This is a genomic window from unidentified bacterial endosymbiont, assembly GCF_918797525.1.
Classification (GTDB): domain Bacteria; phylum Pseudomonadota; class Gammaproteobacteria; order Enterobacterales; family Enterobacteriaceae; genus Enterobacter.
The window spans coordinates 893323-905207 of sequence record NZ_OU963893.1 but is presented as its reverse complement, the minus strand read 5'-3'; the positions used below and the strand labels follow the sequence as shown (position 1 = coordinate 905207).

Genomic DNA, 11885 nt, shown 5'->3' with positions numbered 1-11885 from the left:
TGTAAAACTTTGTTCGCCCCAGGAAGAAGGCTCGTGTATACTCCTCACCCTTATTAAAGTCCCTTTCAAAATCGCATCGGTGCTTTACAAAGCAGCAGCATTTGCAGTAAAATTCCGCACCATTTTGAAATAAGCTGGCGTTGATGCCAGCGGCAAACCGAATTTATTAAAGGTGAGAGTTACATGCCGGTAATTAAAGTACGTGAAAACGAGCCGTTCGACGTAGCACTGCGTCGCTTCAAACGTTCATGCGAGAAAGCAGGTGTTCTGGCTGAAGTTCGTCGTCGTGAGTTTTATGAAAAACCAACGACCGAACGTAAGCGCGCTAAAGCTTCTGCAGTGAAACGTCATGCGAAGAAACTGGCTCGCGAAAACGCACGCCGTACTCGTCTGTACTAATCTGTTGAGGGCGCACGCTCTCAATTGACAGACAGAGTAATAGTCGTAAGGCCGTGCTTCCGAAAGGAATGCGCGGCTTGTTTTCGTTTATAAGTCGCTTAAATTTTTGGGGCATATGGCCGGAAGAATCCCACGCGTATTCATCAATGATCTGCTTGCCAGAACCGACATCGTCGATCTCATCGACGCGCGGGTAAAGCTGAAAAAGCAGGGCAAGAACTACCATGCGTGCTGTCCGTTCCATAATGAAAAAACCCCCTCTTTCACCGTTAATGGTGAAAAACAGTTCTACCATTGCTTCGGCTGTGGCGCACACGGTAATGCCGTCGATTTTTTAATGAACTACGACAAGCTCGAGTTCGTTGAAACCGTCGAAGAGCTGGCCGCGATGCACAACCTTGAAGTGCCGTATGAAGCTGGCAGTGGGCCAAGCCTGATAGAGCGTCATCAACGACAAACGCTGTATCAACTGCTGGATGGCCTGAATTCGTTTTATCAACAGTCTCTTAAGCACTCTGCGGCTGAGCCTGCGCGTCAGTACCTGAACACGCGCGGACTGAGCGATGATGTCATTGCGCGTTTCGCTATTGGTTACGCCCCGCCCGGCTGGGACAACGTGTTAAAGCGTTTTGGCGGCAATAGCGAAGATCGTAAATCCCTCATCGATGCAGGCATGCTGGTCACCAATGACCAGGGACGAAGCTACGACCGCTTCCGCGAACGGGTTATGTTCCCGATCCGCGACAAGCGTGGCCGGGTAATAGGTTTTGGTGGCCGCGTGCTGGGTGACGCCATACCGAAGTACCTTAACTCCCCGGAAACCGATATTTTCCATAAGGGCCGTCAGCTTTACGGTCTTTTTGAGGCGCAGAAAGATAATGCGGAACCTCCGCGCCTTCTGGTCGTCGAAGGTTATATGGACGTGGTTGCGCTGGCGCAATACGACATTAACTACGCGGTTGCGTCGTTAGGAACGTCCACCACCGCCGATCATATTCAGCTGCTGTTCAGGGTGACCAATACCGTCATCTGCTGTTACGACGGTGACCGTGCAGGACGCGATGCCGCCTGGCGGGCGCTGGAAACCGCACTGCCGTATATGACTGACGGGCGTCAGTTACGCTTTATGTTCCTGCCTGACGGCGAAGATCCGGATACGCTGGTACGTAAAGAGGGCAAAGCGGCGTTCGAAGCGCGGATGGAGCAGGCTCAGCCGCTCTCCACGTTTTTGTTTAACAGCCTGATGCCGCAGGTTGATTTGAGTACCCCTGACGGGCGCGCGCAGCTCAGCACGCTGGCGCTACCGTTAATCAGCCAGGTGCCCGGCGAGACGCTGCGCATCTATCTGCGTCAGGAGTTAGGCAACAAGCTCGGCATTCTGGATGACAGCCAGCTTGAACGTTTAATGCCAAAACTGGCTGAAAACGGTGCGGTTCGCCCCGCGCCGCTGCTAAAACGCACAACCATGCGTATACTGATAGGGTTACTGGTACAAAACCCCGAACTTGCTCCGCAAGTGCCGTCGTTGGCGGGTTTGAACCACGACAAGCTGCCCGGACTTGGCTTATTTTCGGAATTGGTCAACACGTGTCTGTCACAACCAGGTCTGACCACCGGGCAACTTTTAGAACATTACCGTGGCACAAAAGAGGCCGCGACCCTTGAAAAACTGTCGATGTGGGACGATATAGCAGATAAGGATATCGCAGAACAAACCTTCACCGACTCACTCAACCATATGTTTGATTCGATGCTTGAGTTGCGCCAGGAAGAGTTGATAGCTCGCGAGCGCACACATGGCTTAAGCAGCGAAGAACGCCGGGAACTGTGGATGTTAAACCAGGAACTGGCTAAAAAATAAAAAGAAAGACAAAAATTTAACGGCTTAAGTGCCGAATAACGATCGGGAAGCCCCCGGCAGCCGCACTGAGAGGCAGCGGCAAAAATATAAGTATGCCCTCGCTTTAAATGTTGGCAGCCCCATCGTCGACACCAATCAAACGAATTAAGTGTGGATACCGTCTTATGGAGCAAAACCCGCAGTCACAGCTGAAACTTCTTGTCCAACGCGGTAAGGAGCAAGGCTATCTGACCTATGCCGAGGTCAATGACCATCTGCCGGAAGATATCGTCGATTCAGATCAAATCGAAGACATCATCCAAATGATCAATGACATGGGCATTCAGGTGATGGAAGAAGCACCGGATGCCGATGATCTGTTGCTGGCTGAAAACTCCAACAACACTGACGAAGATGCAGAAGAAGCCGCTGCACAGGTTCTGTCCAGCGTGGAATCGGAAATCGGGCGTACCACTGACCCGGTCCGTATGTACATGCGCGAAATGGGTACCGTTGAACTGTTGACCCGCGAAGGCGAAATCGACATCGCGAAGCGCATCGAAGACGGGATCAATCAGGTTCAGTGCTCTGTTGCAGAATATCCGGAAGCGATCACCTATCTGCTGGAGCAGTACGATCGCGTTGAGGCTGAAGAAGCTCGCCTGTCCGATTTAATCACCGGTTTCGTCGACCCGAACGCTGAAGAAGATATGGCGCCAACCGCCACTCACGTCGGTTCTGAGCTGTCTCAGGAAGAGATGGATGACGACGAAGACGAAGATGAAGAAGAAGACGACGACAGCAGCGATGATGACAACAGCATCGACCCTGAACTGGCGCGTGAGAAGTTTAGCGAACTGCGTATCCAGTACGAACTGGCACGCGACACCATCAAAGCGAAAGGCCGCAGCCATGCAGCCGCTCAGGAAGAGATCCTGAAACTGTCTGAAGTCTTCAAACAGTTCCGTCTGGTGCCAAAACAGTTCGATTACCTGGTTAACAGCATGCGCGTGATGATGGACCGCGTGCGTACCCAGGAACGCATCATCATGAAGCTGTGCGTTGAGCAGTGCAAAATGCCGAAGAAGAACTTCATCACTCTCTTCACCGGCAATGAAACCAGCGAAACCTGGTTCAATGCGGCTATCGCCATGAACAAGCCATGGTCCGAAAAACTGCATGACGTGAAAGAAGACGTTCAGCGCGGTTTGATGAAACTGCAGCAGATTGAAGAAGAGACCGGCCTGACCATCGAGCAGGTAAAAGATATCAACCGTCGTATGTCCATTGGTGAAGCGAAAGCCCGCCGTGCGAAGAAAGAGATGGTTGAAGCGAACTTACGTCTGGTTATCTCTATCGCCAAGAAGTACACCAACCGTGGTCTGCAGTTCCTGGATCTGATTCAGGAAGGCAACATTGGTCTGATGAAAGCGGTAGATAAGTTTGAATACCGTCGTGGTTACAAGTTCTCCACCTATGCAACCTGGTGGATCCGTCAGGCGATTACCCGCTCTATCGCAGACCAGGCGCGTACCATCCGTATTCCGGTGCATATGATTGAGACCATCAACAAGCTCAACCGTATCTCCCGCCAGATGCTGCAGGAGATGGGCCGCGAGCCGACGCCGGAAGAACTTGCTGAACGTATGCTGATGCCGGAAGACAAGATCCGTAAAGTGCTGAAGATTGCCAAAGAGCCAATCTCCATGGAAACCCCCATCGGCGATGATGAAGATTCGCATCTGGGTGATTTCATCGAGGATACCACTCTCGAGTTGCCGCTGGACTCTGCGACTACCGAGAGCCTGCGTGCCGCAACGCACGATGTTCTGGCTGGCCTGACCGCGCGTGAAGCTAAAGTACTGCGTATGCGTTTCGGTATCGATATGAACACCGACCACACGCTGGAAGAAGTGGGTAAACAGTTCGATGTTACCCGCGAACGTATCCGTCAGATCGAAGCGAAGGCGCTGCGTAAGCTGCGCCATCCAAGCCGCTCTGAAGTGCTGCGTAGCTTCCTGGACGACTAATCGCTCCTGCAGATGAAAAGCTCCCTTCGTGGAGCTTTTTTTTTTAGCAAATCGACATTTAAGAAGGCTAATGCGCTGGTCGATTCAGGCGCACATTTTACATTCTGATAACGACGCCGGAGGCAGCTACAGCCCGCGCACGATCAGCGCTTCATCGAGTTCACGATACGCCTCTACCAGCTTATCCAGCGTCGCCCGGTTCAACCCGCTCGGGTTTGGCAGCACCCACACCTGCGTGGTTCCAATCATGATGTTCTGCTTGCCCCACTGCGTCCCACGCTGGCTAAACGCCTGCTCATAGGCTTGTTTACCGAGGATTGCCAGCGCGTCAGGCTGATAGTCTTCAATCTTCTTAATCAGCTCCCGTCCGCCGGTACGCAGTTCATGCAGATTCACTTCGGTTGCCTGGACCGTTGGCCGCTCGACAAGCATGGTGATCCCGCAGCGGGTATCCAGCAGATGCTGCTCCTCTTCCGGTTTTAGCAACCTGTCGGTAAACCCCGCCTGGTGGATCACCTTCCAGAATCGATTACCCGGATGAGCGAAATGAAAACCGGTGTGCGCCGAGGATTTACCCGGATTGATACCGCAAAACACCACCCGCAGGCCCGGGGCTAGAATATCGTTGATCATCTTTACTCCCATCAATACTTCGTTATTGAAGTATAAAGGATTGATAATGCGTTGTTTATAAAAACAGCAAGCAGTTGTGAATGGCTGGATTGCTGAGGTGAGTTACTTTATAATCCATCGTCACGGCCCCTTAGCTCAGTGGTTAGAGCAGGCGACTCATAATCGCTTGGTCGCTGGTTCAAGTCCAGCAGGGGCCACCAGACACCGTAAGGGCTGGCGCTAAATGCGTTGGCCCTTTTCTTTTTCTGGGGATACCTCGGGGATACTTTCAAACGGGTTTCATAGGATTTTGTGGTTAATCAATAGCCATACAAATCAAATTTTCTTCATCTCTGTTGTGAGAAACTGGCGGAACTACTTACTCAGAGGATGCATAGAATGAAATGGATCGCGATGGAAGAACAAAAACCGACTCCAAAAATCCAATTTGCCCTGTTTTTAGTGGCAACCGATAAAGGAGTTGGCGTTGCTGAATACTGGCCGATGGAAGGTTTCAGAAATCTCAGAATCAGTGGTAACACACAATACTCGTCATACGATGTAACACACTGGATGCCGCTACCGCAGCCGCCGGCAGAATAACAACAACCCGCCGTTTGTCGGGTTTTCTATTTTACCATTACAGCAACTCAATCTGCCCGGTCGCGCGAGGATCATATTCCTCCACCAGAATGTTGAGTTCGCGCCTGAACCACCGGACGACGCGCTGGCGATGACAAAAGACTCCGGGTTTCTCCCAACACAGTAGTACCGGCTCCTGACCGCTTGCCAGCGTGTGCAGTTCGTTCCATACCTGCCGGGCATCCAGTTTGCCCATGATCTCCTGTTCGTACAGTTCGTTAACCAGGATTTGCTCACCGAGTTAATCCACGACCCGGGCGCGAGCACTTTATACATCCGGTACCCTGAGGGGTATTGCGCAGCGCGTATCTTGCAATGCTGATGCGCCCCGGTACTGTGTACAGCGAAAAACATAATGTCTTCATATTTATTCCCTTCAAAACAATAAATTACGACATCAACCATACATTAAACTTCTGTTTTATAACGATTTTTAACCTCACCGCTGGAGTTTTTCCCGGTTCCGAACTGCATTTGCCCGTCACTTGCAAAAGGCTTACCCTGTACCCAGACAATCAGAGGGATACATCAAGCTTATGAGTAAAGCCGTATTGGTTGGAGTAAATAGCAGGCAATGCAAAAGCAGTTTCCAGATTGTCGCCCATGCTTAATACCACCACCTGCTCATCCGGTGACGGGCACCACCCTGTGCGGGCGCAGCATAACGTCGTCGCTCAGCGCGGGCATGGCGAGCCACTTCTCCATCGCCTCGCCCGCGTCCAGCACGAGGCTGTCATCAAACAGTCTGCCAACAAGCTGCAGACCCAAGGGTAATCCTGCCTCCGTCAGCCCCAACGGCAAGCTCAGAGCAGGATTCCCCGTCACGTTAAAGGGGATGGTCTGCGTCGGCACCACATGGCTGGCCGGGGGCCAGTCCTGCGAGAATTCATTGAAGTGCGGCGCGGCCCGCAGCGTGCCGGGAAAGAGCAGCAGGGAGTAACGCGGAAATAACTCAGCGTTCAGCCAGCCCGTCAGCGCTGTACGTAAGCGTAACGCATCCAGCAACTCTGCCGCCGAAATTGTCGCGCCGGGGAGGATCCGCTGAAAGGTGAAGCGACCATATTCAGCCCCTCGTTCGCGCAGGTTGTGCTGATGGACAGCAAAAGACTCTGCAGCCATGATAATGCGACCACACGCGTTAAACAGCGAAAAGTCCCTAAATCTCACCTCTTCGACCCGTGCTCCCGCCTCAGTCAGAAAACCGACAGCCCGATCCATTGCGGCAATCAACGCCGGGTCGGTATGGGGGTTATCCGTTAACAGATGCCGTGGCCAGGCTATGCGGTGGCTGGGCCATGTTACAGCGCGGGGAGACAAATCCAGTTTACGGGTGACCGTCGTCGGATCGGCCGGATCATATCCGGCAATCGCCTGTAAAACCCGGCGGGTATCATCGCTGAAGCGCGTTAACGGCCCACAATGATCCAGCGTCCACGAAAGGGGAAACACCCCCGCCCGGGAGACAACCCCATAGGTGGGCTTAAACCCAACCACGCCGCATAAACAGGCCGGACCGCGAATGGATCCGCTGGTATCTGAACCGAGGGCGATGGGCACCAGCCCAGCGGCGACTGCAGCCCCCGCCCCCGAGGAAGATGCTCCGGTAAAATGCGCCGTATTCCAGGGGTTACGTGCCGGAGGAAAAGGCAGCTCGTCACTGGGGCCCCCCAGCGCAAACTCATGCGTCGCCAGTTTGCCCAAATAGACTGCGCCGGAGGCCGCCAGACGGGATGCCACGGTACTGCTTCGCGCGGCACGATGCTGCAACATCAAATGCGAATGGCAGGTCGTTGGCTCGCTTTCAACGTCAAAAATATCCTTTAGCGCGTAAGGTATGCCTGTTAATGGACTGCCGTGTGTTCCCTTAGCCAGTATGTCATCGGCGCGGCGTGCGTCGCGATAAGCCCGGTCTCTGTCTACCTGTATAAATGCGTTCAGGGTTGGGTTGAAGCGATCAATGCGTTGCAGAAAATGCTCCGTCAACGCCACCGAAGTGAGTAACTTCTGCTGCAACAGCCGCGCCAACTCGGCCAGGGGAAGAAGATGAAGGGCCTTACTCACGGATTGCCTCATAATGGTGGACGATATTCTCAGGGAAAAAGCCGTTTGCAGGTTCAGTCTGATCAAAACGGCAGGCGCTAATCTGCGCCACGGCATGACGAAGGTCGATAACGCACTGTAACGTACCCGCACGCCAGGCTGGCGGCACGTCGATATTCTCTTTCGCGATACACCATTCAAAGAGCTGTTGTGGATCCATATGGTTCGTCCCCCGGAATATGACCTGCTGTGCAGACCTGAAAATACGCAGACGCCTCAAAGAGAGCGAAGAGCGCTACCGCCGCCTCGTCAGAGAGCGTCAGCCCTATCGTATTAGCTGATTCCCGTACCAGCGCTTCCCGCTGGCGTCCGTCTGCGCCAATCGCACAAAGGTGCAAAAGCGCCAGGTAGCGTTTGTCCCGTGCAATCAACGTCTCAATCGACTGTCGCAGTGGGTTGTGCAACTGCTGGATAAGCCCCCTGAGATTTAGCGGCCCCGCCCAGCGCCCCGTCACGCCGCCGTGCTCAGGAGCAAGCGCCTGGCGGGGAGGCATAATTTGCTCTGGTTCCAACGCCTGTAGTTGCATAATCAGCGCCAGCGTCACGGCGACCGTGCGCTTCATCTCTGTCGCAGAGACTTTATCCGGCAAATCTGCCGCCGTATGGTTGAACCGGTCGTTGATGTGGCAAAGCTGTACCGCCGGGCAGTTGCGCTGCGCATCGCTGTGGTTCATAAACAGCGCGTGATCGGAAAACCCGTGGAAAGGCATGCACAGCCAGGAGCCGGGATACCCGGCTGTCAGGGCAAAAACCGTCTGCATAAGCGTTTTAGCCATCTCCCCCAGCGGAGAGGCTAGCCGGGCCGGGGGAAGCTCAACGCACATTGGCGATCCGCAACGTTCTGGATCTTCGCCCACCATGTCCAGGTTAATGACCGCAATCGGTCCGGGCAGATGACGTCTTTTATGCTGCATCGCTGCCACGCCCAGAAATTCAGGCCCCCAGATAAAGCGAAGGGGATAACGCAGCGTCCCGGACATTTTCACCCAACGCTGCGCCAGTTTCGCCACCTCAAGCGAGGCGCTCACCCCGGATGCATTATCGTTCGCGCCGGCGCGCGAATGGCACAGGTGGGCCGTTACCCAGATCTCCCGTTCCTCTGGCATACCGGGGATCGACGCGCTCACCACGGGCATGGTCGCCTTATCATCAATCACGATCTCAACGTGCGCCTCTGTTTCGCCGTCAGCCAGGTTTCGCAGCTCCTGAGGAAGCACGCTAAAGGCAAAGAGTTCGCAGCCGGGCGGCAACTCCAGACGCCCACGCCAAAAACGGCCGCTGTCAGGGTCAAAACGGGCAAACGCATCGGTAACAAACCCCACAGCGCCGCGCTGCTTGAGGCGCGCCAGCAGACCAGCAGGCTGATACTGCGCCGCAGGGATAAGGACAATTTTCCCGCTGAGGTCATTAACCTCATCAAGAAAGACCAAGGGATACAGTCCGCACGCCGCTGCGGAATAGGTGGCTAACGTATAGGGTTCGCTCTGGTGGTTCAGCACGCAGGGCGGATGAAGCAGAGACAGCGTCGCCTTTACCGGCGTCCAGGCTATCGGCGCCTGGAAATCCCACCAGCAGCGGGAGCCATCGGCCGTGAAAGGATGAATAACGACATCGCCCATCCCGCCCTCTTTTGCTGCCCGGGAGACAAACCTCGCCGCGGCCAGAATGCCCTGAGAAGCCTGATACCGGTCGAACTCGCCAAGCTTATAAATAACGTCGAGCATCTCTGTTTCATTACTTGCACTCAACGCCCACTCAAGCCATTTCTGCGTCATGCTTCGCCTCGTGGTCAGTAATTATCCGACAATTTTTCCTGCATCCTGAGCACGCTGGAAGCCACTAATGCTATCGAACCCGAGACGAACAGCGCCCCCATTATCCCCAACACCGCGCCTGTCGGGACCTGATTGCCCCACAGGGCATACAGCGTCAGCGAAATGGGGATAAACATTTTGAAGATGCTGCCGGTGATGCCGTTAATTTTGCCGAGATCGCCCGCCGGGGCCACCACCAGCCTGTAGGTTCGAACGCAGACGATGTAGAGTGAGAAAAGGAAAGATTCACAAAACAGCATTGCGCCTAGCGTAACAGGGGTGACATGAAGACTGGTGAAAAGATAGGCAAGCCCAATCAGGGGAATACTGTAGGCCAGCACCCGCATCACACCCACGCGTTGCTCGATATACTCCGACAACCATGAGCCGCTGATTGCGCCCAGCCCACCGATCGCAAAAAGTACTCCAACCTGAAAATCGCTGAAGGCAAATGTCGATTTTGCACAATACATCACCACCACTTCAGAGACGACAATCACGGCATTGGCAAAGGCCGTCCACCACGATAAAACCCAAAGATTGCGCAGGCGGTAGAGGGCACGAAAGCCGTAAATCACATCGGGGATAAACGGTTTTTTCTCGCTTACTGGTGGACGTCTGAAGGTCATAACCCCTAGCAACAGGGCGACAGACAGCAGCACCCAGGAAAAATGCAGCGCCTGGGTATAACTCAACAGCAGCAGCAGGGCGCCGATTATGGCAGGCCCTGCGCTTTCCATGATGTTGGTCACCATGTTGGTATAGCGGTTGTAAGCGATCAGTCGGTTATCAGGCAAAGCAGCGCGGGACTGTACAATGAGCGCGTTATTTGCGAAATAGGTCATTCCCATCAGGACGAACACCAGCAGGAAAAGCAGGTGCGGTGATGGCGCGCCGTGCCAGGCCAGCACCACCAGCACCGCCGTCTGCCCCAGCGTTCCTAGCGTAAAACCACGTCGACTGCCCACTCTGTCCACCAGCGCGCCAATAATGAACCCTAATACCATAAAAGGCAGGTATTCAAACATGCGTACATAGCTCATCAAATCGTTGGACTGAGTCTGCTGAAAGGCCCATAACGGCAAAATAAAGTTACTGATTTTCTCGGCAACTGCTTTCAGCATGGCAATGATTATCAACAGGGTCATGACGCGGTGCTATCCTTCATAAAGTGCGCAACAAACGCGCGATCTTCCATAAACACCGGTAAATCCGCCTGTCCGAGTAATTCGCTCACCTCATGCCGCCAGGGCGAGTCGGGGAGTGACTGGCAGACCGTGTGCAAAAAGGCAAAAAAGCGTCCCTCGCCGTCGAGCATGGCGATCCGCCCGCGGGTGACAATCGCCCGCTGCTGAAAATTCAGCGGCGTTTCGATGCCATCCTGCAGCGTCATTCTTTTCCACACGCCGCGCAAATCGACCAGTGGCTCGGCGTTTATTGCAATGCCAAGGCTTATCATCTGAAACATCATTGATTGATACATAGCCGCTCCTCCACCGCCTGTTCATCACGATAAAACGTATAAATTTCATCCTGCATGTCGTAAAACAGGAAATTGAGATACGCCATATCATCCAGAATTTCGTTTTGTTGTTCGTCGGTTAGCAACGAGATTTGCGAGAAGTAGTGGCGTGAAAAATCGGCATGATCGCCCTGAACATTAATACGCGCATGCGCCAGATGGCTGTCACGTATCCGGCGAAAACCGGGAATATCGGGAATGCGCTCGGAGAACATCAGCATATCTTCGTCATCACCTTCATAGAAAAACAGGCTGGCAAAAAACGAGTGAGGACGACGAAAGGCAATGTCCTTAAGAAAATCCATATAGGCTTGCGTTGAAGGAAGCGGGCGCGAGGCAAACACCTGGGCTTCATCCCAGGGCGTATCAAGGAAAGCTTTAGCCATGATACGTTCATGGAACAGCTCTTCTTTGACAAAATCCCGGGCCAGCGCGGCGAGCGCCGGCGAGAAATTGTGCCCCAATATCCCAATCAGCGAGGTAATGGCCAGCCGGGTAACGTGGAAATATTCCAGCGTCCAGCCCAGCAGCAGAACTCGGTGCTTTTCAGGCTCCAGCAGCGCCAGCGCCAGCGGGGTTTCACCTCGTTCCAACAACCACTGATTATTGACGATATTAAACAAACGGTTATAAAACGCATTTCCGGTGCTCCCCAGTTCACTGACGGGAGCAAAATCACCGGTATGTTCAAAAACAAGGTTGTTTTCCAGGAGATATTCACAAAAAGGGGTTTCATCACGCTCGGCTCGCCCATTATTGACTAACGCATCTGCTAACTGTCGTGCCGCGATATATTGTATTTCATCATCGAAACTTATTTCGAATACCTGCTCGAAAACACAGAATAAAAATGTATGACCACGGACTTGTATTTTTACATCGGAGGGTAAATAGATCATCAGCAGCCCCTAATGAAAGGCAACAAC

Annotated in this window: 12 protein-coding genes, 1 tRNA gene and 1 pseudogene; 5 read left to right on the top strand and 9 right to left on the bottom strand. The window is 53.5% G+C overall.

The window, feature by feature from the left end; all coding sequences use genetic code 11:
- Positions 1-183: 183 nt before the first annotated feature.
- The 3 genes from rpsU to rpoD all read left to right on the top strand — a co-directional run bounded on the left by rpsU (position 184) and on the right by rpoD (position 4269).
- Complete coding sequence (gene rpsU / locus NL510_RS04355) at positions 184-399, top strand: 30S ribosomal protein S21 (protein WP_001144069.1); 216 nt, start codon at positions 184-186, stop codon at positions 397-399.
- A 115-nt stretch (positions 400-514) separates the two neighbouring features.
- Positions 515-2260, top strand: a complete 1746-nt coding sequence (gene dnaG, locus NL510_RS04350; protein ID WP_253381906.1) for a DNA primase — start codon at positions 515-517, stop codon at positions 2258-2260.
- A 164-nt stretch (positions 2261-2424) separates the two neighbouring features.
- Positions 2425-4269 (top strand): RNA polymerase sigma factor RpoD, encoded by a 1845-nt coding sequence (gene rpoD, locus NL510_RS04345; RefSeq protein ID WP_253381904.1) that lies wholly within the window; start codon positions 2425-2427, stop codon positions 4267-4269.
- A gap of 126 nt (positions 4270-4395) precedes the next feature.
- Here rpoD and mug read toward each other — a convergent pair whose 3' ends face one another.
- Positions 4396-4902 (bottom strand): G/U mismatch-specific DNA glycosylase, encoded by a 507-nt coding sequence (mug, locus tag NL510_RS04340; RefSeq protein WP_253381902.1) that lies wholly within the window; start codon positions 4900-4902, stop codon positions 4396-4398.
- A 124-nt stretch (positions 4903-5026) separates the two neighbouring features.
- On the opposite strand from mug, the gene NL510_RS04335 reads away from it, so the two are divergent.
- A tRNA-Ile gene (locus NL510_RS04335) sits at positions 5027-5102 on the top strand.
- A 178-nt stretch (positions 5103-5280) separates the two neighbouring features.
- Entirely contained in the window at positions 5281-5484 is a 204-nt protein-coding gene (locus tag NL510_RS04330) for a DUF551 domain-containing protein (RefSeq protein WP_253381900.1), read from the top strand.
- 37 nt (positions 5485-5521) lie between these two features.
- Here the strand turns inward: NL510_RS04330 and NL510_RS04325 are convergent, their stop codons facing one another.
- The 8 genes and pseudogenes from NL510_RS04325 to NL510_RS04290 form a co-directional block, all read right to left on the bottom strand.
- Positions 5522-5719 carry a hypothetical protein gene (locus NL510_RS04325; protein ID WP_253381898.1) on the bottom strand — a complete coding sequence of 66 codons (198 nt, stop codon included), beginning with the start codon at positions 5717-5719 and terminating at the stop codon, positions 5522-5524.
- 352 nt (positions 5720-6071) lie between these two features.
- A pseudogene (locus NL510_RS04320) lies at positions 6072-6179 on the bottom strand (phage baseplate assembly protein V); the annotation flags it as partial.
- On the bottom strand, positions 6148-7584 hold the full coding sequence (locus NL510_RS04315) for an amidase (RefSeq protein ID WP_436298993.1): 1437 nt from the start codon (positions 7582-7584) through the stop codon (positions 6148-6150). The gene NL510_RS04315 and the pseudogene NL510_RS04320, both read right to left, overlap by 32 nt.
- A complete protein-coding gene (locus NL510_RS04310) occupies positions 7577-7783 on the bottom strand; it encodes a hypothetical protein (RefSeq protein ID WP_253381878.1) in 207 nt (68 codons plus the stop codon). The genes NL510_RS04315 and NL510_RS04310 overlap by 8 nt, the downstream gene beginning before the upstream one ends.
- Entirely contained in the window at positions 7761-9398 is a 1638-nt protein-coding gene (locus tag NL510_RS04305; RefSeq protein WP_253381876.1) for a M28 family peptidase, read from the bottom strand. The genes NL510_RS04310 and NL510_RS04305 overlap by 23 nt, the downstream gene beginning before the upstream one ends.
- A 14-nt stretch (positions 9399-9412) precedes the next feature.
- Positions 9413-10585 (bottom strand): MFS transporter, encoded by a 1173-nt coding sequence (locus tag NL510_RS04300; RefSeq protein WP_253381874.1) that lies wholly within the window; start codon positions 10583-10585, stop codon positions 9413-9415.
- Positions 10582-10920: a hypothetical protein gene (locus NL510_RS04295; RefSeq protein ID WP_253381872.1), complete on the bottom strand. Its 339-nt coding sequence runs from the start codon at positions 10918-10920 to the stop codon at positions 10582-10584. Before NL510_RS04295 ends, NL510_RS04300 begins: the two co-directional genes overlap by 4 nt.
- Positions 10905-11858, bottom strand: coding sequence for a hypothetical protein (locus tag NL510_RS04290; protein WP_253381870.1), 954 nt, complete (start codon positions 11856-11858; stop codon positions 10905-10907). The genes NL510_RS04295 and NL510_RS04290 overlap by 16 nt, the downstream gene beginning before the upstream one ends.
- Positions 11859-11885: the final 27 nt, after the last annotated feature.

Coding starts and splice junctions, on each gene's coding strand:
- rpsU (WP_001144069.1), top strand. CDS start 184: ATGCCGGTAATTAAAGTACGTGAAAACGAGCCGTTCGACGTAGCACTG.
- dnaG (WP_253381906.1), top strand. CDS start 515: ATGGCCGGAAGAATCCCACGCGTATTCATCAATGATCTGCTTGCCAGA.
- rpoD (WP_253381904.1), top strand. CDS start 2,425: ATGGAGCAAAACCCGCAGTCACAGCTGAAACTTCTTGTCCAACGCGGT.
- mug (WP_253381902.1), bottom strand. CDS start 4,902: ATGATCAACGATATTCTAGCCCCGGGCCTGCGGGTGGTGTTTTGCGGT.
- NL510_RS04330 (WP_253381900.1), top strand. CDS start 5,281: ATGAAATGGATCGCGATGGAAGAACAAAAACCGACTCCAAAAATCCAA.
- NL510_RS04325 (WP_253381898.1), bottom strand. CDS start 5,719: ATGGGCAAACTGGATGCCCGGCAGGTATGGAACGAACTGCACACGCTG.
- NL510_RS04310 (WP_253381878.1), bottom strand. CDS start 7,783: ATGGATCCACAACAGCTCTTTGAATGGTGTATCGCGAAAGAGAATATC.
- NL510_RS04305 (WP_253381876.1), bottom strand. CDS start 9,398: ATGACGCAGAAATGGCTTGAGTGGGCGTTGAGTGCAAGTAATGAAACA.
- NL510_RS04300 (WP_253381874.1), bottom strand. CDS start 10,585: ATGACCCTGTTGATAATCATTGCCATGCTGAAAGCAGTTGCCGAGAAA.
- NL510_RS04295 (WP_253381872.1), bottom strand. CDS start 10,920: ATGTATCAATCAATGATGTTTCAGATGATAAGCCTTGGCATTGCAATA.
- NL510_RS04290 (WP_253381870.1), bottom strand. CDS start 11,858: ATGATCTATTTACCCTCCGATGTAAAAATACAAGTCCGTGGTCATACA.